Source organism: Paracoccus albicereus (genome assembly GCF_024359525.1).
Classification (GTDB): Bacteria; Pseudomonadota; Alphaproteobacteria; order Rhodobacterales; family Rhodobacteraceae; genus Paracoccus; species Paracoccus albicereus.
The window spans coordinates 1-20,826 of sequence record NZ_JAKZEU010000007.1; the positions used below are offsets into that span (position 1 = coordinate 1).

The following is a 20,826-nucleotide window of genomic DNA, read 5'->3' on the forward strand; positions in this document are numbered from 1 at the left end:
CGCCGACACCGGCTATCACTGATGGCGAAGCGGCCCAAGACCTGGCTCCGCCGGCTGGGCTGGTTCGGCCTGCTGTGGCTGGCCGGTGTCGCGGCGGTCGGCACCGTCGCCCTGATCCTGCGCATGTGGATCGCCTGAACGCGCCGCGTCGCGCCGACTCAACGAGCCCCGACCCGAAGCGCATTCGCCATCACCGAAAGCGAGCTAGCGGCCATCGCCAGTGCCGCGAGGTCTGGCGTAAAATGTCCTGTCAGCAACACGGGGAGCAGCGCGGCATTGTAGACCACTGCCAAGATCAGATTCTGACGGCTGGTCCTAGCCGCGCGCCGTGACAATCGGATCAATCGCGGCAGCGCCGCAAGCCCATGGTCGCCAATCACCACATCCGCGGTCTGCCTGGCGGCCGCATGCGCACCTGCCACGGCGATCCCACAGTCACTGGCCGCCAGTGCAGGGGAATCATTGACGCCGTCGCCGACGAATACCGTTCCAGCACCCTCTTTGCGGATCAGCTCCGCTTTCTGGCGCGGGGTCTGCTGCCAGAACACGCTGCTGTCGGGAAGCCCCAGTGCCGCAGCCGCCTGACGTGTGGGCGATTCCGAATCGCCCGAGGCGATCCTAACGGACAAACCCATGAGGGAAAGCGACGCAACCGTTGCAGCGGCATCCGGAAGGAGCTCGTCGGCGACGATCAGATGGCCCAGGACGTCGCCATCGCGCGTGACGGTCAGACGTGTCCCACGAGCATCAGACATGGATGATCCCTTGACCCGCACCGTTCGGCCCATGTCATCATGTCCTTCGGCATAGCGGTCGGCGCGGCGCCCGCCCGACCCATGTTCACCGGCTACCGCAACTATGGCGCGTGCCAGCGGATGGGTCAGGCCCGTTTCAGCAAAGGCGGCGGCCGTCAGGAGATCGTCCCGGCCAGTGCCGCTGACAGGCTCGGCGGCGATCAGACGGGGCCGGCCCGTCGTCAGTGTGCCAGTCTTGTCGAGGATGACGGTTCGCGCATGCGCCAGCTTTTCGAAAGCCGATGGTTCACGGATGCGATCGCCAGAGCCCGCCGCGCGCTGCGAGACGCGCAGCCGCGTCAGCGGCACGGCAAGAGCCAGCGCGCAAGGACAGAGACCGGCCAGAACAGCCAGTCCGGTCATCACCGCCTGCTCGGCACCGAGCCCGCGCAACATCACGGCTATCGTGGCTGCAATCGCCAACGCAGGGATAGCACGCGCAAGAACGCCCGCCCAACGTTCGGCCATACCTCCCTCTGCGCCGCAGCGCGCGATTTCCAGTGCAATCGCCCCGCCTAGTCGGTCGATCTCGCGATCGCCCGGCTCACGATCACTGCGTATCGCCAAGCGCCTGTCCAGATTGACACAGCCGGCCTCGATCCGGTCGCCAGGATGAACGGCGATCGGCCGGCTTTCTCCGGTTAACACTGCGCGGTTCAGCCAGCTATCCCCGGTTTCGATCACCCCATCCACGGTGGCAGCCTCGCCCGCATCGACGATGACTCGCGACCCGAGGGGAACCTGATGCGCGGGCATGCGTCGCCGCTGGCCCTCGGCCTCGACCGTTGCGATTTCCGGGGCCGCGCCCTGCATCGCCCTCAGGGCGCGAAGCGCCGAGCGTCGGATCATCGTATCAATCAGCCGGGCCAGGAGCAGAAGGGTCAGCAGCATCGTCGCCGCATCAAACCAAACCGCGACGCCGCCTCGCAGAAGCTGAGCGGCGGACAGCATGAGTGCTCCGGTGACGCCCAACGACACCAGCAGATCCATCGTCGGCTCGCGTAATTGAAGCGATTTCCAACCCATCCACAAGATGCCCCGCCCGGCCCAGATGACCGGCAGCGCAAACCCGCCTGAAGCCAAGGCGATCCACCATGCGGTGTCTGGCGCAAGCTGCGTGGTGTAAAGCACAAACGCCAGCGCCATCGTCCACATTCCCGACAGCACTGCCACCGCAAGCCGGACTCCAAGTTGGCGCAGGTGCTTATCCAGCATCGCCTGCAGCTCTTCGGGGCGATGACGGTCGATCAGGCGATAGCCTGCGCGCGCGACATGACCCGCGATGATCTCGGGGACGGTTCTGGTCTCATCCCAATCCAGGGCCGAGGCCGTCAGGTAATGCACCTTGGCCAAGCGGATCGCGGGCTGTTCGGCAAGCCGGCGTTCGAGCCCGCGCGCGCAACCGGCACAGGCGAGACCCTCGATGGCGAACAATCGGCGCATCGGATCAGTCTTCCGTTGGAACCTCCGCCGCCGCGGATGCCTGCACGCCCACCCCGATCAGCCTGCCATCGACCGTCTTGCCATAGAAGGTCTCATCCCCGTCGTGGTGGGCCTTGCGGGCCTCTTCAACGCTGCCGGTCTGACGCGGATCCTTGGGACGTTCGTGGCTGTCCAGGAAAGCCGCAACTTCCCAAGCCTCCTGATCTGTCAACTTGCCGGGTTGCGACAGCGGCATGTTGTGCTTGACGAAAGCCGCTGCCGTGTCGATCCGGGCCATCCCTGCGCCCCAGTTGTAGCTGTCTGCACCCCAGAGTGGCGGAAAGACATACCGACCGTTCAGATCTTTCTGGCCCTGCCCGTCGGGACCGTGACAGACGGCGCAGTTCTCTGCAAACACCGCCTCGCCGCGCGCCAAATCATAGCCCTGCTCTGGCTTTTCGACCTTGCCGAAGCCGCTACCCTCCATACTCACGTTGGTCGGCGCCCCCGTTGCAAGCCAATAGAAATAGCTTTCCAGATCTCGATAAATGTCATCGCCATGCGGCGGAGGCCCGCCCGCGGGAGAACCCTGAGCATTCATTGAATAGGAGAAGCAGCCCATCACCCGATCTTCCATGGTGTTGATCTGCTTGTTCTTGCCGCGATATTTCGGATAGGCGACCCAAGCGGCCCACATTGGCGCGGACAAGGGCTGGCGACCCGAATCGAGGTGGCAATTCGAACACGCCAGTCCATTACCGACGTGATCCGCCGCATTCGTTCCGGTGTTGGTGAAGATCGCCATGCCGCGCTGGACCGCAGCGCCGAATTCGTCGTCAGGGATGTCGGCCGGATCGGGGGGATTGAAGAGGTTGTGCTGCGTTTCCTCTGCCATCGCCGTCTTTTGCACCGGCTCGCCTGTCAGCCAGGTCGGTGCCAGGCCCAGTTCAACAGCCAATGTGCCCAGCGCCACAAGCGCAAGACCCCCGCCTGCGGCAAAGATGATGTTGCGAGCCGTGTGTTTGCCGCCCTTGCTGTCGCCCTCGCGGGCCTTGGGATCAGTTGACATTCGAGGTTGCCTCCTCTGCGCTGGCGGTCTGTCCGGCGGGAACTGGCGGCAGCGACGCCAGATAATCAGCCACGGCACGTCGATCCTCGGAAGACAGCGCCTGTGAGATCTGCCGCATCAATCCCAGTGGCGAATTCTGCCTGTCCCCGCCCGCCCAGGTTGCCAGCTGGGTAGCCGTATAGGGCGCATGTTGAGCCGACAGCGCCGGAAAATCTGGAGCGACGCCGAACCCGGACGAGCCATGGCAGGTAAAGCAGGCTGGCACTCCAAGAGCCCAGTCGCCGCGCAGCGCCAACTGCTCACCTCGCGCCAGATCGGCGGACAGGTTCGGGCTAGCGTTGCTCGGAGCACGCAAGGTCGAAAAATACGTCCCTAAGGAAGCGGTTTCAGCATCGCTCAGACCGGCTGCGACAATCTGCATGGACTCGTTATTGCGGGTGCCATCTCGAAAATCGTTAAGTTGCTTGGCGAGATAATCGGCAGACTGTCCGGCAAGGCGCGGCGTGTTTTCGCCACCCTGTCCCAGATCGCCGTGACAACTGGCACAGGCCCAGACATCGCCGCGACCCACAAACACCAAGTCACGCACCGTCGCGGTCATCGCATCAGCCATCTTCGGCACAGGATAGAGTGGCTGCGGCGACATCGATGTGGCCAGCTTGGCCAGTTCTGCGCCCCCTTCAAAGCTGCCGGCATCGGCGAGCTCATCGCGCAGTTTCGCAACGCGGCTTGGATCGAGTTTCGTCCCGGCTTCGCTGAATGTCAGCGTGACATAGCTGGCAATCCGCGCGATTTCATCGTCGTTCAACGCGCTGGCGAAGCTGGGCATATGCCCATCGAAATCTTCACCCCGGACCCGGATCGGCCCATCAATGCCGCGCAGAAGGATGCGGGCGACGATGTCGGGGCCGCCGCCAAGGACCTCGGAACCGGCCAAAGGCGGCACCGCGCCGCGAAGCCCTTGACCGTCGGGTTGATGGCAGGTCGAGCAATTGGCCACGAACAGATTGCCCCCCTCGCCCAGATCGGCCGAGACCTGGACGGCGCGATCCTCGACCCGGTCATCCTGGGCGAGGGTCACGTCTTTTCCGGTGTCATACAGCATCAAGGCCCCCCAGATGGCCAGCGCGATGGCAATCCAGTAGACCGGCATGGGTATGCCCGAGAATTCCTCGTAAGGCTCGAAATTCTCATCGGGACGAGGTTGATCGTGTTTGCGGTTTCTGCCGAACATCAGCCGTCGCCCTCTTCCACAGACGAAGCATCTGCGGATGGGCCGCTCGCGTAGCCGTCGTCCCGCAGACCGTCGGTCGGAGTGGGATAGGTCCGGTCAAGGGCCTGAAGGTAGGCGACCAGATCCAGCGCATCGGGGCCGGCGACGACAACACCATCTTCGGGAGCATAAGCGGGCGGCAGGATGACGATCGTGTCGTCAGTCTCCGCCTGCTGTTTGTGTTCGAACAGGAATGGATAGGCCGGCATGATCGACCAATCGAAAATGGCGCGCGGCTGATACAAATGAGTTAGGTGCCAGTCCTCCGACGGCAGGCGAGCGCCGACGTTCAGCAGGTCCGGGCCGGTCCGCATCGTGCCGAGCTGATGCGGAGCGTCGAACACATAATCCGAAGCCACGGATGGACGCCCCCAACCGCGTTCGCCATCAGGCGCCTGATCGGGTGATCGGGGTTGCTGGCTATGACAATAGACACAACCCATGGCGACGTAGACGTCGCGACCGCGCTGCTGGGCTTCGGTGTAGTCTCTCAAACCAGCCGGAACGCTGCGCGCGTCGATCTGCATCCCCGGTGCGATGACCAGCATCAGCGTTGCGAACGCCAGGATGGCCAGGGCGAGGATCGAGAGTGGAAGATACCGATTCATTCCGCGGCCACCGTGGTTGCAGATTCACCCCTCGCGGCTAAAGCCAGTCCCAACAGGTTCAGCGCGAAGACGAGATGTCCCAGCGTCATCAACGCCCCGCCGACACTCCTAGCCTGAAGGTAGGGCAGCACGACCTCGACGCTGTCGCGGAATGGTCGGGTGGCATCCAGCATCGCCAGTCCCTGGAGCACTCCACCGATGGACAGCGCAAAGAAGTAGATGGCGAAACCGATGGCGACCAGCCAGAAGTGCAGCTTCAACAACCCCGGCCAGGGAAAGACCCGACCCGTGGCGCGTGGCAGGATCTGGTAGATCGCGCCGAACATCACCAGCGACACGAAGGCATAGGCCCCCAGGTGCGCGTGGCCGACGGTATATTGAGTGAAATGGGTGATTGTGTTGACGGACCGCAACGCCTCGATCGAGCCTTGGAAGGATGCCAGCGTGTACATAACGGCTCCGAACGAGATGAAGCGCAGCGGAATGGATTCTTTCAGCGCCCACAGGTTCATCGCGACGGTGACATGCTGGTTGATGGCGACGGCGATGACCGGAATGAACATCATCACTGAATGCACGACCGATAGCGTCACGAGCCAGGTCGGCACCGGTCCTCCGATTAGGTGGTGGATCCCAACCTGACTGTAGAACAGCGCCAAGCCCCAGAAACCCAGGAGAGAGACGGCATAGCTGTAGATCGGCTTGCCGATAATTTTCGGGATGAAGTAATAGGCCGCCCCCACGCCAAGCGGCGTCAGCCACAGACCCAGCACATTGTGAGCGAACCACCAGTTGATCGTTGCCTCTTGCGCGCCCCCGTAAAGCGGCAGGTTGGCGACCACGAAAAGGACAGGGAACCACAGGATCGCAGCCAGGAAATACCAGCCCGAGACATAGATGTGATGGACCTGCCGAGCCCGCGCGGTCTGGATCAGCGGTGCTATGAAACAGGCCCCACCGGCGGCCAGAAGAATGTCGACCTGCCAGGGGATCTCCAGCCATTCCTCGCCGTCGGTCCAGCCGCGCGCGATGGCCAGTGCCCCTAAGGTGACGCCGATGTTCCACAGCGAGGCCCCCCAGAGAACCGGTTTGGGACGGCGCAGCGGCGTATGAAAGATGCGCGGGATGATCCACACGACCGACGCCACGCCCGCCTGCGAGAGCCACCCATAAACGACCAAGTTCAGATGCAGCGTGCGCATCCGTCCAAAGGTCAGGGGCGCCGCGAAATCCAGCCAATCCGGCCAGTGAAGCTTGAGCGACGCGATGAGACCGAAGAACGACCCTGCCACAAGCCAGAGTGTTGCCGCTGTGATGAGGACCAGGACCGGCCGCGACGAAATCTGGTCGATGCCGGCCTGCACCGGGTCGAACTTATGGAGCTGGGTTTCCTCGCCAGCATCGCCGCGCTCTTCTCCGGGCTCGAACACTGTTTCCGCGTCGTGCTGGTCAATGGTGATCTGCCGGTTGGAGATTGCCCAGATCAAGAAGGCAAGCGCCAACAGTGACACAACAAAGCTAAGCGCCAGCAGCAGCCCCAGCGTGATGGGCATCGCCAACCTCCCGTTCTCAAGAACGAATCGTCACATATGAATATCTGCTTTGCTTACGGCCCGGAAGCTTAAGCCAACCTTAAGGTTGCCTTGCGCGACCGCATTTCGTTAGACGACCCGCAAGCGTCCCAGCATCTCCGGGTTTGCGCGGTCGAAGCCAACAAACCACAGGCGCAAAGCCTCGGTCGCGCTGACGCCAACTTGACTCCGATCCTCGCCGAAGCGCTGCGGCACACCCTGCATCGTGATGAAGGCGCACCGATAGGAGGCGTCCTGATCCAGCAGGCCACCGTCAGGTCCGAACGCCATCTCGATCCTCCGCATGGGGGGATTTTCCAGTTTGACGTTCAGCGTAAGACCGCGAAATCGCTTCACGTAACCGCCGCGTTGACCAAAGGGGTCAGCGCAGAACGTGGCTTCGAGGTTTTGCTCCATCATCTCCACGATTTCCGCGCCTGTCAGATGCACCGTCTCGATGGGCGGGTCTGTGGGAACGATGCATGCCAGATCATGCGCCGTCACCGGGCCCGGGGGGATCGGCGCCCCATAGCGCCACCCATTCGAGAAGGCGATTTGGGTTTCTGATGCCGCAGCGATCGCATCCAGCAGAACATCGTCCATTGGCGCGTCGAGACAGGTCATGCGGTGCAGCAATTCGGCGCTGTGACCGACGATGTCGTTATGCAAATGTGAGGTCTCCGCCACGGCGTTCTGGACCAATGCATCAACAACCGGATCGCTTGGAAGACTGTCGTCGATTGCGATTAGCGCGTGCCGGTGAGCCGTGATCTGCCTGCCCGCCAGATCAAGATCCAGACGGCCCAGAAAACTGCCGTGGCAACCGGATTGGATCAGCAGCGCACCATTGACGAACCAGGGCCGGTCGAGCCGGTTATGAGTATGACCGGACAGAATGACGTCCAGCCCGTCCACCGATGACGCCAAGGCAGCATCCTGCGGCAGGCCCAGATGCGACAACACGACAATCAGATCGCATCCCGCGCCCCGAAGACGGGCCGCATGTTCGCGCGTCTCGTCTATCCCGTCGGTAAATTGCAGACCTTCGGAGAATTTCGGCGGCATGGTCTTGTCGAGGATCGTCGCGGCCAACCCGATGACACCAACGCGGCAGCCGGCGGCTTAAAGGATTTGCGTCGCGGCAAAGCGTGGCGTGTCAGCCGTTATCGGATGGCAGTTGGCTGCAAGAAGCGGATAGTTCAGCATCTCCGACAACCGTGCCGCCTGCGGGCCCGTAAGCAAAATCCCAGTGACCAGTCATGGCCGACAGTCCCAAGGCGTTCAGAACTGGTAGGGCGCATTCCCCCCGACTTCTGACAAGCGCCGGGGTGCCATGAAAAGTGTCGCCATTGTCGAAGGCAAGCACCCCGCCGGGCTTTTCAGCACGCGCAGCGGCAAGAACCCCAGCGATCCGTGCGAAGCCGCCCATTTGCCGCAGAACAGGGCCGTTCGCCTCCCAGAACAATTCCGGATGAGGCTCGAGATACCCATGGCTATCATTCAACTGGATCAGGGTCAGGCAGGTCACATCTCACGTCCTCTTGGGTCTGGCCGGCAGGGTGACAGGCAAGCACCCCGCCGGCCTCGATCCGGCCTCAGATCACACGCACTTGCGTGCCGATCGGACAGAGGCCGAATAGCTCTTCGATCTTTTCGTTGTAGAGCCCGATGCACCCATCCGATGAAAGACGCCCGATCTTGCGCGTGTCATGGGTGCCGTGGATCAGGTAGGCTGGCCAACCAAGATACATCGCGTGAGTGCCAAGGGGATTGTCCGGTCCCGGACCAACCGGCTTCCAATCCGGAAAGCGTTCGAGTTGCGATGGCGTCGGGGTCCAGCTCGGGCCCTCTTTCTTGCGGACGATTTCAGTATAACCGCGCTTGGTCAGCTCATCCGAGATTGGCACCGAGGTCGGATAGCTGCGATAGATCGTATCGTCAGCATTCCAGAAATGCAGCGCGCGGGACGTCGTGTCGGCGACGATCGCGCCCTTTCCCAGCGTCTCGAAATGGTCCCGCCAGTGCTGCATCGTGAAGCTGCTGGTGTTGCGTGTGGGCCCGGTTTGCGCTCGCAAAAGCGAAGGCATAGCCAGACCTGCGGCGACGATGCCCAGCCCGAGGGCGCGGCGACGGTTGATGTCGCTCATTAAACTGCTCCTTTTCTCATGATGCGGGCCCGGTATCGGCCCCGCATCGCGTCTGTGCCGGGCCAGGCTTAAGCCCGGCTTAAGACGCACCGCGCGCTTCCGAGATCGCACTACGCAGCGTCGTGGCGTCCAGTGCGCCGGGATAGATCGTGCGGCCGATGATAAAAGCGGGCGTCCCGCGAAGGCCCAGCTGGGCGGCCTGCGAGGCGTTCCGCGCCAGAAAGCCGTCCCACGTGTCGCGGTTACCGCGATAGGCGGCCTGCGCCGCCGCGACGTCGATTCCTGCGTCGCCCAGCACCTCGTCGATCTGGTCGTTGCTGAGCTTGGCCTCGGTCGCCATCAGCGCCGTGTTGGCATCGTGATAATTCCCGGTCTCCACGGTCCCCAGCACCAGCTGGCTGGCATAGACCGAAGGCGCGCCGAAGATCGGCCAGTCCTTCATGACCAGACGCACATTTCCGTCCTGTTCAACCACCTCGGTCAGCGTCGGATGGTTCTTCTTGCAGAACGGGCATTGGTAATCGAAATACTCGACGATCGTCACGTCTCCGTCGGGATTGCCCATGACTGGTCCGTCGGGATCGTGAAGAACGTCGTCGACGGTCATCTCGTCGGCGCGGGCGCGAAGGGTCATGGCGCCTCCGGCAAAGAGTGCCAGCCCCGCGCTGGCACCTGCACCGAGAATCATGCGTCGATGAATGTTCATGTGTTGTCTCCTTCGGTTAGCGCGGGATTGGATACGGCAGTCGCGCCCGGCGGCGAAGCGGGCGATGATGCGGCTTCTTCTATGATCGGCGGAACCTGACCAGGCGGGACGGTCCCCTTGCCCGATTCCTGCTCTGTCAGGACGATCACCTTCGTCATGCTGTCGGTCTGTTCGGCCAGGTGGATGATGTCCTGGTTGAACAGCCTGATGCAGCCGGCCGAAGTTGCCTGACCGATCGAGGACGGATCCATCGTACCATGAATGCGATAGAACGTGTCGCCCTGATTGTTATGCAGATAGAGGGCACGGGCACCCAAGGGGTTGTCCAGACCACCCTCGACCCCATCGGCGACAGGACCGTAGAGCTCGGGATTGGTGGCGAGCATGTTGTCGGTCGGCATCCAACTGGGCCAGTCGCGCTGATAGGGAATATGCGCCTCGCCGGTGAAGCCGTATCCGGCCGCGCCGACGGCAACGGTGTAGCGCACCGCCTTGTCGTTCTTCAGGACGTGGTAGAGATAGCGCGCGTAGGGATCGACGATGATCGTCCCCGGCGCCTCCTCGGTCCAGTAGTTTACCGTCTGCCTGGCCTTGTCGTCGGACAAGAACTGCGTCGGCACCGCGTCGATATGGTGGCCGTTGTCGTTCAGCGCGCCGTATTTGGCCGCCGTCTCGGCGCTGATCGCGGGTTGCTGTGGAGCTTCCGGCACCGGATCTGGCGGCACCTCCTGCGTTGCGCAGGCCGTCAGCGACAGAATCGCTGTCATGGCCAGAGCGGCTCGGGTCCATTTCATCGTAATTCCTTCAGTGCTTTCTGGATCATGTCGTTCAGCGACGCTCGCGAGACCTCGCCGGTCTGGGCCGCAATCAGTTCGCCATCGGCGTCGAAAACCAGGGTTGAGGGAAGGCCGACGGCGCGAAGCTCACCCATCAGGCGCTGGCGGGGATCCCGCAGCATGCCATCGACGGGCAACTCCTCGGCCATCAGGAAGGTCAACACCTGCTGTTGGCTTTCGCCCTGATTGGCAAAGATGAAATCGACATCCGGGGAGGCTGCTGCCAATTCGACCATCATCGGCATTTCACGGCGGCAGGGTGGACACCAAGTCGCCCACAGATTCAGGACTACGGGCTTGTTGCGACCAGCCAGCTGCTCGGTGCCCCCATTCATGGTCAGAAGATCCATAGCGGGCATCGTGACCGCAGGGCGTGGCAATGCGATGCCGATCGCCAGATGCGTCATCCCGGCCAGCGTAGCGCCGAAGACCAGCGGCTTCAGAACACTCGTGCGCCCGCGCAAAAGTGCAATCAGGAAGACGGCGACGCCAGCAGCCCAGCCGGCACGCGGCGCGAACCCTCCTTGCCAAAGCTTCAGCGCGTCCAGCGGGTGGGTTGCGAAATCATCCCAGTTGCCCAGCACGAACCCGATCCGCGCGCCAATGATCCAGGCCAGCAATGCATAACCCGCCCACCGCGCCGCATGAGCAGCGGGTCTTCCCTGCACGCGTGCGGTGATCTCGACCGTCGTCAGGAACAGAAGGATCGCCGCGATCGCCGCAAGGCGCGCACCATCGAAGGCCAGCGGTCCGATAGAGACAGCGTTCATCACCGCACCTTGTCGATCGAGGCCAGCATGTCCTCGGCTTCGACATCGCCGATCAGCCGGCTGGCAGGCGCCTCTGCGCGGGCAGCGTCGAGGAATACCATCGTAGGCGGACCGGCGGCAGCGAGGCGGCCCATCAGGGCCTGCGCCTCGGCGTTGAACTCGCTGACATCGACCTTGATCGGCGCCAGTCCGTCCAGTGCGGCCATTACCGCCGGATCGGAAAGCGCCCCGCGTTCAATGGTGCGGCAGGTCACGCACCAATCTGCGGTAACATAGACGAGCGCCGGTCGTCCTTCGGCTGAGGCGAGCGCCTGATCCAGTTCGCCGCTGGTGGTCACGCTGGCAAAGCTGGCCTCGGCGGCGTCTGCGACCGGGACACTCCGGCCGGCGAGAGGCGCCAGAGGGCGTAGCGGATCATCTGCGCCGAGTGCGGCGCCGACGCCCTGCATGATGCCGGTGAAGGCCAGCAGAACCCCAAGGGCAGCAGAGAAGCGGACCCGGACGGACGACCCACGTTCCAACCGATCCATCGCGCCAAGGAAAACACCCGCGGCAACCAGCAAAGTCGCCCACAAGGCCAGCGTTACGGGTCCGGGCAGCACGCGCCCTGCCAACCAGACCGCGAAAGCCAGGAAGATGACGCCGAAGACCTGCTTGACGCGCTCCATCCAGATGCCGCTCCTGGGCAGGATCTGCGGACCGAACGCCCCCACCGCCAACAGTGGCAGGCCCTGTCCCAGACCCAGGGCAAACAGGGCCGCCGCACCCAGCATGACGTCGCCCGTCTGCGCGATATAGATCAACGCCCCGGCCAGCGGCGCGGTCACGCACGGCCCCACGATCAGCGCCGAGGTGAACCCCAGACCCGCAGCACCCGTGACCGATCCGCGCCGCCCGCCGACCTGTCCCAACCTGCGCTGCAATCCGGCAGGCATCTGCAGCTCGTAAAGACCGAACATCGACAGGGCGAGCGCGACGAACAGGATCGCCACGACGCTAAGCGCCCATGGCGATTGCAGCGCCACCTGCAGATTGGCCCCCGACCACGCTGCCGCGACGCCAAGCGCGCCGAAGGCCGATGCCATCGCCAGAACATAGGCACCGGTCAGGACCAGGCCACGCCGCGCGGTCAGAGGTTCGCCCTGACCGGCCAGCATGCCCGCGACGATCGGCACCATCGGCAACACGCAAGGCGTGAAGGACAGCAGCAGGCCGAAGCCCAAGAAGCCTGCGATCACAAGGGCATTCCCGCCGCGCAGGGCCAGCCCTTCGATCAGGCCGTCGTTCTGCGCCAATGTCAGATCGGCCGCTGCGGGATCGCTGTAATGCTTCTCGCCGCCTGGCGACCATGCGGCCCCATCAGCCTCGCTGAAGGCGCTGACAGCACCCTCAGTGGACGGCTCGCCGCCCATGGGCAACGGTGAGACCGTGCCATCGACATCCAGGCGTGCCATCTGGGGCGCGTAGCAGATCCCGTCCTGCTGGCATCCCTGCCACGTCAGCGTGATAGGCTCATCCTGCGCCGATATCGTCGCCGTCACGCCGCTGCGATAGATCTCCTCGGACCCAAAATATGGGTCGTCGTGGCGTTCTCCGTCCGGCAGGGCCATCGGGATTGCCGTCGCGTCCGGCTTTTCGGCAAGAAACCTGCCGCGATAGAGGTAATAACCTTCGGCGATCTGCCATGACAGGACTTGCGAGCCGTCATCCGACGGGGTGACGCTCAGCGCAAAGGCTTCCTCGGGTTGCAAAGGCGGCGATGCGGCATTCGCAATCCCCATGAAATGCCCGAACAGGCCAAGACTAACCAGCAGCGCGACGCGGAGGAACCTGAACAATCTCGTCATCATGACACGCCTGCTAGAGACGCTGCCTTAAGCCGGGCTTAAGCTGGACCGACGAAAGCGTGAGCGTGCCTAAAACGAAGGTCCCGATCGATGCGACTGCTGATCGTCGAAGATGACCCCGTCCTGTCCGACGGGCTCTGCGTTGGCTTGGGCATGGCCGGATTTACCACCGATCCGGTGACGACGCTGGCCGATGCCAGCGAGGCATTGCAGACTGGGGACTTCGGCGGCGTCGTTCTGGACATCATGCTGCCCGACGGTTCCGGCCTGGATCTGCTGACCGAATTGCGCAGCCGCGGTGACCGAATTCCGGTTCTGCTGCTGACCGCGCGCGACCGAGTGCGCGATCGTGTCTTGGGCCTGGATGCTGGCGCCGACGATTATCTGGGCAAGCCGTTCGATCTTGATGAACTGAGCGCTCGACTGCGCGCGATGCTGCGCCGGCATGAAGGGCGCGCTGCCGGTCTGATCGCCTGGAACGGACTCAGCCTCGACCCCGCCGCGCAAACAGGCCGGCTGCAAGACCGACTGTTGAATTTTTCGCGTCGGGAGTTTGCCATCCTGCACGCGCTGATCGAACATCCCGGCCATATCCTGTCGAAATCGCAGCTGGAGGAGCGTCTTTATGGCTGGCAGGAAGAGGTCGAAAGCAACACGGTCGAGGTCCATATCCACAATCTGCGGGCGAAGCTTGGGCGCGACTTCATCCGCACCGTTCGCGGGTTGGGCTATCGTCTGGCCGGTGAGGATGGCACCTGATGTCGATCAAGCTGCGCCTCTTCCTGATCCTTGCGCTGTCGACCGGCCTTGTCTGGTTGTCGGCCGTCTTGTGGATTGAGGGATCGACGCGGGCGCAGGTCGAGAAGGTGCTAGACGCCCGCCTTTCGGAGTCCGCCAACATGGTCAGTTCGCTGATCTCTGATCACCGGATTGAGGTCGGGGATGCTGCCAGCCGGCCAGCGACGATCACCATGCCGGCCAGCGGCGACTATTCGCGACAATTGTCCTGTCAGATCTGGTCGCTCCGCGGCGACCTGATCGGCGCATCTTCGGGTGCGCCGTCATCGCGGCTGGCGGGGCGCGAGGGTTTTGCAAGCTCCCAGATCGACGGAGAGGAATGGCGCGTCTATTCGGTGCGAAACGACGATTTGGGGGTGACCGTCATGGTTGGCGATCGCGTGTCCGTCCGTGATAACCTTGTCTATGATGTGGTGGCTGGCCTTCTGTGGCCCGCGTTGGTCATCCTGCCACTGCTGGCCGTGCTGATATGGATTAGCGTCGGTCGTGGCCTGGCCCCGCTGGAGCGGCTGGAGACGGCGCTTCGCGCACGAAGCCCGTCCGATCTTAGTCCCTTACCCGCCGGCAAGGCACCCCGCGAAATTCGCCCCATCCGGCGCGCGCTCAACAGTTTGTTCTCGCAGCTGGAAAGGGTGCGCAGAACCGAGCGCGACTTCACCGCCTTTGCGGCTCATGAGTTGAAAACGCCGCTCGCCGGCCTTCGCATGCAGGCTCAGATCGCTCGGCAGGCCCGCGACGACGATGCGCGAGCCAAGGCTCTGACTGCGATCGAGTTGTCGGTCGACCGGACGGATCGAATGGTCCGCCAGCTTCTGGACCTCGCGACTGTCGAGGGAGATGAAAACCCGCCCGAACGGTTTGATCTGTCAGATCTCTGCGTCGAGATTGCGGCGTCGCTTCGTCAACCTGCCCAAGCCCGCGCAGTGCAATTATCGTGCGATATCTCCGCAGAACTGAGCTTAGCGACTAACCGCTTTTTGCTGTTTGCAGCGCTGCGGAATATCGCAGAGAATGCGATCCTCGCGTCGCCGCAGAACAGCAAAGTCCGGTTGGCCGCCTGGCAGGACGAGGGTGAGGTTATCATACAAGTGACAGACGAGGGGCCGGGGATTCATCCGGACGATTTGCCCCGCGTGACCGATCGCTTCTTCCGGGGCCGGGCGACCCCGTTTCAGGGAAGCGGGCTTGGCCTGTCCATCGCCGCCGCAGCGGTGATTCGATTGCACGGCTCATTGACGTTTCCGACTTATGATAAGGGTCAAACTGTTGAGGTTGCGTTGCCCGTATAATGGCAGGAAGCTTTCCGCGAATTGGTTGCGATCATCGATGGTCTGCTAGATGTGATCGTGGCCGCCCATACGCCCAGGGCGCCAGTAACCCTCCGCTACGATTCGCGTTTTTGACAGCCCAAGCTCCAAGAGCCTGTGACGCAGCTGTCGAACGACGCCCGTCTCGGTCAGCAGATAGGCGGTTGCATCGCCAAGCTGCGGATTTGCGCCATCGAGATGACGAGTCAGCAAATCGCTGGGTGCGGGGCGTCCGTTACGGTGAAGCCACTCTATTTTGCAATCGCCACAAACCCTTGGTGCATGCTGCCACTCCGCACTCGGAACTTCGATCACTGCTGATGCCCGCATTCCTTCAGGCAGCGTTTCAAGCATGTGCAGGATCGCAGGCATCCCGGTTTCATCACCCATGAAAAGATGATTGTGCGTATCTGTGCGAAGGCTGGTGCGTCCGCGCGGTCCGCGTGCCTGCACCAATGTTCCGGGCTGTGCGGCAAGTGCGAATTGGGGTCCAGGCGTCGCACCGTGTAAGACAAAATCGACTGAAAAGCGTCCATCCGGCAACTGGTTGCGGATCGTGTAATGTCTGCGGCCGAACTCTCCATCACCGGTCGGCAGCATGAAGACCAGATCTTGACCTGGCTTGTAAGGCGGAAGGCCGCCCTTGCAAGAGAAGATCAGACGCCGCAAGCCAGGATGGAGATCTTCGACTGCCTCGACCCTCAAGTCCAGCACCGGTAGCTCGGGCTTACGCCGGACCGGGTTAGCGTCGGGGGGTGTCTTTGCATCCATGGGTTTTCCTCAGGCAGTTGTCAGCACGACTGGACAGCCGCGTTTGGGATGGGTGATGACACAGACTTGCTGGCGATAGACTTCCTCGATACGTGCTTCGGTCAGCACCTCGGACGGCGAGCCTTCGGCAGCGATGCCCGCGTTTCTCATCAAGACGATCCGATCCGCATGGGCAGCCGCAAGGTTCAGGTCGTGCAGCACCGCCAGCACTGTCACGCCCCGTCGGGCTAGGTCGACGGAGGCCTGAAGCACCCTCTCCTGATGGCGGAGATCCAAGGGAGCGGTCGGCTCGTCCAGCAGCACTATCGAACAATCCTGCGCCAGCACGCGGGCGAAGGTGGTTCTGGCCTGTTCGCCGCCCGATAGAGTCTGCGCATCTCGCCATGACAAGTGCATGATTTCGGCTTGGCTCATAGCCGCGTCTATCGCGCGATCGTCGCCATCCGGTGACAGATCACGAAACGCGCGGCCCATGCTAACCACTTCACGCACGGGATAGGCGAAGCGTATCGCGGAGCCTTGCGGAAAAACGGCTCGCAACTGCGCTAGATCGTGCACCTTCAAGTCACTCATCAGTTTGCCGTTCAGCCTGACATGACCCTTATCAGGCATGAGATCGCCAGCGATGACGGAAAGCAGGGTCGATTTGCCCGCGCCGTTGGGGCCGACAAGCGCAGTTACCGTGCCGGGCCGGCAGGTCAAGCTGACGCGATCCAGCAGAGACTTGCCGCCGATCCGCAACGTGATGTCCTGAGCCTCGATCATGCGTCTGCCCGCCCCGTGCGGCCGCGCCAGATCATCCACAGGAAGAACGGCCCGCCTAGCGATCCCATTATGACTCCAATGGGCACTTCATTCGGCGGATCCATCGTGCGGGCGGCAAGATCGGCCATCATCACGAGCAACCCGCCGCCGAGTGCCGAAAATGGGATCAGCTGCCGATGACCCGGACCGATCAGAAGGCGGAAAATATGCGGCACAACGAGACCAACGAAGCCGATGGTGCCGTTGAAGGACACAGCTGCGGCGACCAGCAGGGCTGTCACGAAGATCAGTTTGCGCCGCAAGCTGCGGACGTCGACGCCCAGATGTCTAGCCTGCCTTTCCCCTAGCGCCAGCAAGTCTAGCGGGCGCGCCCATATCATGAGCAAGGCGATCCCTATCACAGCGGGACCGACAGTGATGCCCACGGTCAGCCATTTCGCGCTTGATAGCGACCCCATCGACCAGAATGTCAGGCTCTGCAACTGCTCGGCCGTCGCGAGATAGGTCAGATAACCGGCGAAAGCGCCGCCGATGGCATTGACCGCGATCCCAACCAGAAGCAGTCGAGAGCTGTCTGTGCCCTCGCGTCCGGGTCTGGCCAAGCCGTAAATGAGGAAAGTTGTGCCCACACCGGCGACGAAGGCGCCTACGGGCAGCGTCCATATTCCAAACGCGGAGATCTGCAGAACCACCACCGCGATCGCCCCAAGCGATGCGCCCGACGAGACACCAACGATGCCAGGATCAGCCAACGGATTTCCGAACAGCCCCTGCATCGCCGCCCCGCAGGTGGCGAGGCTGGCGCCGACGATGATCGCGGTGACACTGCGCGCCAGACGTAAATCCCAGACAACGGCGGAGTTCAGCACCTGGTCACGGTCCAGTTCGACATCCGAAATGCGCGACATAAGCGCCGAAAGCACTTCGGACAGGCTCAGCGAAACAGCACCGATCGCGACGGTCGCTAGCAGCACGACCACGAACAGCAGCGAGAGACCGACAGCGATCAGCGCGGATCGATCGACTGGCTTTGGTGGTGGCGCAACCACCATTTCGGGCGAGACGCTCACTTGAACATATCCTGCAATGCTGCCGACAAAGCTGCCGCGGCAATCCCGCTTGAGGCGGCATCGGCACGAACATGCAGTTCTCTCATCACGATCAACCGCTGGTTCTGGCCTGCGGGTGTCAGCGCAAGTCCAGGATAGTCGTCCCACAGACCTTGCGGGTCGCCGAAAGCGTCCAGCTCCGCTTGGGAAATGATCACCACATCAGGTGCCATCGTCAAAATTCCCTCGGGGGTAACGGAACGGTATCTGTCCATGCCGATTTCGGCGGCGGCATTCTGGGCACCGACACGTTCGATCAGATTGTGAACCGCCGTTCCCGACCCACCCGCCGAAAAATTGCCCCCCGCCCCCTGTTTCGATGCGTGAAGGATGCGCAGCGGCTCTCCGTCAGCCAGAACCGGTTCCACTGTTGCGTAGTCATTTTCGATAGCAGCGATCAGTCGCTCTCCGCGATCCTCAACTTTGAGAAGTTCAGCCATTCGTTCGACCTTTTCGACAGCAGGAAGGCTGCGGTCGATCATCAGCGTCTCGATGCCTAAGTCGTCCAACCCTGCCAGCAGCGTTTCGTAGATGACGCTGGATCCGACGACGACGCCGGGCCGCAGCGCCACCACTCCTTCGACCCCCGCACGTTCCCTCAGCAGATTGGGAGTATCCTCAATCCCCTCAAGATCGACCGCATGAGGACGCGCCAGGATCCGGTCAGCAGCCCCGAGCGCGACCGCAATCTCGACCAGATCGGCACCGAGAAGAACCAGGTCGCGCGGAGTCCGGCCGTCCCCCAGCTCCGGCTGATAGAGATCAGGATAGGCGGGCGCGTCAGAAAGATCGACCGGCTGGGCGTGAGCAACACCTACAGTCTGAATCATGGCGATCGCTGCGAATATTTGGCGCATCATCTTCGTCTCCAGTGGGTGACTGCTTAGAACGTCGTCTCAAGCCCGAGGCGCAGCGTGCGTCCGTCAAGAACCTTGCCGAAGGCCTCGCTCTCGACCTGTCGGTCAAAGACGTTCTCGATCTGGGCGAAGCCCTGAACCCGATCGTTAAACCGGTAAGTGGTGCCTAGATCGACCAGCGTGTATCCCGGCGTCGCTTCCGTCTCGACGCCTTCCTGCGTCTCGCTTTTGTAACGGGCACTGCTCCAGATCGTGGCCTGGTCCGTAGCCTGCCAATCCAACCGTAGGTTCAGCATGTGGCGTGGGAGATAATTCAGCGGATCGCCCGCTCCCTCGCCGCTCGTGATTTCGCTGTCCTGCCAAGTATAGTTGGCGCTGATATCGAAATTTTCGGCAAGCGGGGCGTCCAGCGTCAGTTCAAGACCATTCAGTTCTGCACTGTCACGGTTCACGTATTCCCGGATCCACTGGCGAGCTTCGCCATTGTAGAAGCAGATCGGGGTCTCGCCCGGAGATTCACAAATGAATTCGCGGTCGATCTTGTTGTCGAATTTTGTGTGGTAGACCGTCGCACCGACCTGAATGCCCCGCGAGCCATCCCAGATAAGGCCCAGTTCATAATTGGTGCTTTCCTCGGGCTGAAGGTCCGTATTTCCCCTATCCCAACCTGCGCCGCGACCGGCGGGCTCGACAATATTGCTGTCTGCCTGTTTCAGCGCAGGAACCTTGTAGCCGGCGCTGATACCACCCTTCAATGTAAGCGCGTCATTGAGGTGATAGACGCCGTAGATGCGTGGAGTGAAGTTGGTGCCGTAGTTCTCATTGCGGTCCAACCGTCCGCCGATGGTCAGCGCGAAATCCTCAGTGATGGCCCACTCGTCTTCCGCGAACAGCGCATAGTGCCAGCGCCTCAGATCGGAATTGACGGAACCCAAGAACCGCGCCCGGTCATGATCTGTCTGTTCTTCGCGGTAGTCGAAGCCTAGAACCACATGGTGATCGCCGAAAACCATCGTCGTCCGACTGTTGAGATTGGTCATGCTGTAGGATGACACCAGATCGTCGTTCAGGATATCGATGACCTCGTGCGTCGCAAACGAGCGTGTCTCGTATCCCTCGCCCCAGGATAGGCGATGGTTCAAGCCGTAGCTGGTATTCTCGCTGGACACCTGACCATCGGCGCCAGTGGTTTCGACCGAGTTCTCGTATTCTTGGTCAACTCGGTTCATCTCGAAGGCAAGATCCTGTGCGTCCGAAATGTTCCAGTTCAGTCGAGCGCCAAGCGTCTTGCGCAGCGTCTCAGGATATCCGTTGAGTATGTCGTCTGCGTCCCGATCATAGACAGAACCAGTCAATGACAGTCCCAACACATCTTCGATCAGCGGTCCGGAAAGGTAGAAGCGACCTTGGCTTGACGCGCCTGTTGCACCATCTTCGGGTAACGCCCCTTCGACGGTCATGCTGCCGGTCCAGAAGTCGGCGACTGGCTTCGTGATGACGTTGATCACCCCACCCGAAGCCGCCGAGCCATAAAGAGAGGACATAGGACCGCGAATGATTTCGATCCGTTCGATGGCTGCCGCAGGCGGCAACAACGCGGTTTTCTGTCCTGAACCCCAACCGTTATAGAATGCCTCTTCAGTTGCGCCCAGCGGTTTGCCATCGACAAGGAGCAGCACGTAGGCTTCACCCAAACCGCGCATGGTGATGGTGGGCGCGTTCGTCTTGCCGCTGTTCTCGATCGAAAGGCCCGGCGTGTCCTGAAGCACGTCCGTGATATTCGAGTAACTGCGCCCTTCCAGATCGGCTGCGTCAATCACCGTGACGGTCGCGGGCGCATCGGCTATCTGCTGGGCAAAGCCGGAGGCCGTGATCACGATAGGATCCAGCGTAATTGGAACATCGCCAACCTCCTGCGCGGCAGCGACGCCATTGAGCAACGCACCAGCGATGGAGATCACCGGGAGTGTGAGAGCGGTTTGACAGGTCATGATCGAGCGTTCCCAAAAAATCGTCGTGATGCCTCAGATCGGCACCGTCGTCGGAGATTTGTGGCTGGGAACGTAATTCCTGGCGGCGGATGCATTGTCCCGCTGGACAAGCGCACTCGCGCTAGACCCCGGATAGGCAAAATTGAGCAGCCGCACAAGTCCGATTTAACTTGTCAGGATTTCGC

The 20,826-nt window shown here is 62.1% G+C and carries 20 protein-coding genes; 3 read left to right on the forward strand and 17 right to left on the reverse strand.

Features of this window, described 5'->3' with window-relative positions; all coding sequences use genetic code 11:
- Window positions 1–21 precede the first annotated feature (21 nt).
- Window positions 22–138: a DUF2474 family protein gene (locus MLD63_RS16120; protein ID WP_255330777.1), complete on the forward strand. Its 117-nt coding sequence runs from the start codon at window positions 22–24 to the stop codon at window positions 136–138.
- A 20-nt stretch (window positions 139–158) separates the two neighbouring features.
- Here MLD63_RS16120 and MLD63_RS16125 read toward each other — a convergent pair whose 3' ends face one another.
- The 12 genes from MLD63_RS16125 to dsbD all read right to left on the reverse strand — a co-directional run bounded on the left by MLD63_RS16125 (window position 159) and on the right by dsbD (window position 13,043).
- The gene (locus MLD63_RS16125) at window positions 159–2,237 is read right to left on the reverse strand and encodes a heavy metal translocating P-type ATPase (protein WP_255330952.1); all 2,079 of its coding nucleotides are present in this window, start codon (window positions 2,235–2,237) and stop codon (window positions 159–161) included.
- A gap of 4 nt (window positions 2,238–2,241) precedes the next feature.
- A complete protein-coding gene (locus tag MLD63_RS16130; RefSeq protein WP_255330954.1) occupies window positions 2,242–3,285 on the reverse strand; it encodes a c-type cytochrome in 1,044 nt (347 codons plus the stop codon).
- Window positions 3,275–4,519, reverse strand: coding sequence for a c-type cytochrome (locus tag MLD63_RS16135; RefSeq protein WP_255330955.1), 1,245 nt, complete (start codon window positions 4,517–4,519; stop codon window positions 3,275–3,277). The genes MLD63_RS16130 and MLD63_RS16135 overlap by 11 nt, the downstream gene beginning before the upstream one ends.
- The gene (locus tag MLD63_RS16140) at window positions 4,519–5,166 is read right to left on the reverse strand and encodes a cbb3-type cytochrome c oxidase subunit II (RefSeq protein WP_255330956.1); all 648 of its coding nucleotides are present in this window, start codon (window positions 5,164–5,166) and stop codon (window positions 4,519–4,521) included. Before MLD63_RS16140 ends, MLD63_RS16135 begins: the two co-directional genes overlap by 1 nt.
- Window positions 5,163–6,719 (reverse strand): cbb3-type cytochrome c oxidase subunit I, encoded by a 1,557-nt coding sequence (locus tag MLD63_RS16145; protein ID WP_255330957.1) that lies wholly within the window; start codon window positions 6,717–6,719, stop codon window positions 5,163–5,165. Before MLD63_RS16145 ends, MLD63_RS16140 begins: the two co-directional genes overlap by 4 nt.
- A gap of 108 nt (window positions 6,720–6,827) precedes the next feature.
- Window positions 6,828–7,652 carry a 5'-nucleotidase C-terminal domain-containing protein gene (locus MLD63_RS16150; RefSeq protein WP_255330958.1) on the reverse strand — a complete coding sequence of 275 codons (825 nt, stop codon included), beginning with the start codon at window positions 7,650–7,652 and terminating at the stop codon, window positions 6,828–6,830.
- A gap of 241 nt (window positions 7,653–7,893) precedes the next feature.
- Window positions 7,894–8,265, reverse strand: a complete 372-nt coding sequence (locus MLD63_RS16155; RefSeq protein ID WP_255330959.1) for a metallophosphoesterase family protein — start codon at window positions 8,263–8,265, stop codon at window positions 7,894–7,896.
- A gap of 67 nt (window positions 8,266–8,332) precedes the next feature.
- The gene (locus tag MLD63_RS16160; protein ID WP_255330960.1) at window positions 8,333–8,884 is read right to left on the reverse strand and encodes a L,D-transpeptidase; all 552 of its coding nucleotides are present in this window, start codon (window positions 8,882–8,884) and stop codon (window positions 8,333–8,335) included.
- A gap of 79 nt (window positions 8,885–8,963) precedes the next feature.
- Complete coding sequence (locus tag MLD63_RS16165) at window positions 8,964–9,590, reverse strand: DsbA family protein (RefSeq protein WP_255330961.1); 627 nt, start codon at window positions 9,588–9,590, stop codon at window positions 8,964–8,966.
- Entirely contained in the window at window positions 9,587–10,384 is a 798-nt protein-coding gene (locus MLD63_RS16170) for a L,D-transpeptidase (RefSeq protein WP_255330962.1), read from the reverse strand. The genes MLD63_RS16165 and MLD63_RS16170 overlap by 4 nt, the downstream gene beginning before the upstream one ends.
- Complete coding sequence (locus tag MLD63_RS16175; protein ID WP_255330963.1) at window positions 10,381–11,196, reverse strand: TlpA disulfide reductase family protein; 816 nt, start codon at window positions 11,194–11,196, stop codon at window positions 10,381–10,383. Before MLD63_RS16175 ends, MLD63_RS16170 begins: the two co-directional genes overlap by 4 nt.
- Window positions 11,196–13,043, reverse strand: a complete 1,848-nt coding sequence (dsbD, locus tag MLD63_RS16180; RefSeq protein WP_255330964.1) for a protein-disulfide reductase DsbD — start codon at window positions 13,041–13,043, stop codon at window positions 11,196–11,198. The genes MLD63_RS16175 and dsbD overlap by 1 nt, the downstream gene beginning before the upstream one ends.
- 90 nt (window positions 13,044–13,133) lie before the next feature.
- Here dsbD and MLD63_RS16185 point away from each other — a divergent pair, with 90 nt between their 5' ends.
- A complete protein-coding gene (locus MLD63_RS16185) occupies window positions 13,134–13,802 on the forward strand; it encodes a response regulator (RefSeq protein ID WP_255330965.1) in 669 nt (222 codons plus the stop codon).
- Window positions 13,802–15,130 carry an ATP-binding protein gene (locus MLD63_RS16190; RefSeq protein WP_255330966.1) on the forward strand — a complete coding sequence of 443 codons (1,329 nt, stop codon included), beginning with the start codon at window positions 13,802–13,804 and terminating at the stop codon, window positions 15,128–15,130. Before MLD63_RS16185 ends, MLD63_RS16190 begins: the two co-directional genes overlap by 1 nt.
- A gap of 45 nt (window positions 15,131–15,175) precedes the next feature.
- Here MLD63_RS16190 and MLD63_RS16195 read toward each other — a convergent pair whose 3' ends face one another.
- From MLD63_RS16195 to MLD63_RS16215, 5 genes are read right to left on the reverse strand one after another with little or no spacing between them, the layout of a single operon-like run.
- Window positions 15,176–15,919, reverse strand: a complete 744-nt coding sequence (locus MLD63_RS16195) for a siderophore-interacting protein (protein WP_255330967.1) — start codon at window positions 15,917–15,919, stop codon at window positions 15,176–15,178.
- Window positions 15,920–15,928: 9 nt separating this feature from the next.
- Window positions 15,929–16,684 carry a heme ABC transporter ATP-binding protein gene (locus tag MLD63_RS16200; protein WP_255330968.1) on the reverse strand — a complete coding sequence of 252 codons (756 nt, stop codon included), beginning with the start codon at window positions 16,682–16,684 and terminating at the stop codon, window positions 15,929–15,931.
- Entirely contained in the window at window positions 16,681–17,754 is a 1,074-nt protein-coding gene (locus MLD63_RS16205) for a FecCD family ABC transporter permease (protein WP_255330969.1), read from the reverse strand. The genes MLD63_RS16200 and MLD63_RS16205 overlap by 4 nt, the downstream gene beginning before the upstream one ends.
- The gene (locus MLD63_RS16210; protein ID WP_255330970.1) at window positions 17,751–18,653 is read right to left on the reverse strand and encodes an ABC transporter substrate-binding protein; all 903 of its coding nucleotides are present in this window, start codon (window positions 18,651–18,653) and stop codon (window positions 17,751–17,753) included. The genes MLD63_RS16205 and MLD63_RS16210 overlap by 4 nt, the downstream gene beginning before the upstream one ends.
- 23 nt (window positions 18,654–18,676) lie before the next feature.
- Window positions 18,677–20,527 (reverse strand): TonB-dependent receptor domain-containing protein, encoded by a 1,851-nt coding sequence (locus tag MLD63_RS16215; RefSeq protein ID WP_255330971.1) that lies wholly within the window; start codon window positions 20,525–20,527, stop codon window positions 18,677–18,679.
- Window positions 20,528–20,826 lie beyond the last annotated feature (299 nt).

Excerpts from the sequence above, each read along its gene's own strand:
- MLD63_RS16185 (WP_255330965.1), top strand. The coding sequence starts at position 13,134 with ATGCGACTGCTGATCGTCGAAGATGACCCCGTCCTGTCCGACGGGCTC.
- MLD63_RS16170 (WP_255330962.1), bottom strand. The coding sequence starts at position 10,384 with ATGAAATGGACCCGAGCCGCTCTGGCCATGACAGCGATTCTGTCGCTG.
- MLD63_RS16135 (WP_255330955.1), bottom strand. The coding sequence starts at position 4,519 with ATGTTCGGCAGAAACCGCAAACACGATCAACCTCGTCCCGATGAGAAT.
- MLD63_RS16165 (WP_255330961.1), bottom strand. The coding sequence starts at position 9,590 with ATGAACATTCATCGACGCATGATTCTCGGTGCAGGTGCCAGCGCGGGG.
- MLD63_RS16130 (WP_255330954.1), bottom strand. The coding sequence starts at position 3,285 with ATGTCAACTGATCCCAAGGCCCGCGAGGGCGACAGCAAGGGCGGCAAA.
- MLD63_RS16120 (WP_255330777.1), top strand. The coding sequence starts at position 22 with ATGGCGAAGCGGCCCAAGACCTGGCTCCGCCGGCTGGGCTGGTTCGGC.
- MLD63_RS16200 (WP_255330968.1), bottom strand. The coding sequence starts at position 16,684 with ATGATCGAGGCTCAGGACATCACGTTGCGGATCGGCGGCAAGTCTCTG.
- MLD63_RS16125 (WP_255330952.1), bottom strand. The coding sequence starts at position 2,237 with ATGCGCCGATTGTTCGCCATCGAGGGTCTCGCCTGTGCCGGTTGCGCG.
- MLD63_RS16195 (WP_255330967.1), bottom strand. The coding sequence starts at position 15,919 with ATGGATGCAAAGACACCCCCCGACGCTAACCCGGTCCGGCGTAAGCCC.
- MLD63_RS16140 (WP_255330956.1), bottom strand. The coding sequence starts at position 5,166 with ATGAATCGGTATCTTCCACTCTCGATCCTCGCCCTGGCCATCCTGGCG.
- MLD63_RS16145 (WP_255330957.1), bottom strand. The coding sequence starts at position 6,719 with ATGCCCATCACGCTGGGGCTGCTGCTGGCGCTTAGCTTTGTTGTGTCA.
- MLD63_RS16175 (WP_255330963.1), bottom strand. The coding sequence starts at position 11,196 with ATGAACGCTGTCTCTATCGGACCGCTGGCCTTCGATGGTGCGCGCCTT.
- MLD63_RS16160 (WP_255330960.1), bottom strand. The coding sequence starts at position 8,884 with ATGAGCGACATCAACCGTCGCCGCGCCCTCGGGCTGGGCATCGTCGCC.
- dsbD (WP_255330964.1), bottom strand. The coding sequence starts at position 13,043 with ATGACGAGATTGTTCAGGTTCCTCCGCGTCGCGCTGCTGGTTAGTCTT.
- MLD63_RS16190 (WP_255330966.1), top strand. The coding sequence starts at position 13,802 with ATGTCGATCAAGCTGCGCCTCTTCCTGATCCTTGCGCTGTCGACCGGC.
- MLD63_RS16210 (WP_255330970.1), bottom strand. The coding sequence starts at position 18,653 with ATGATGCGCCAAATATTCGCAGCGATCGCCATGATTCAGACTGTAGGT.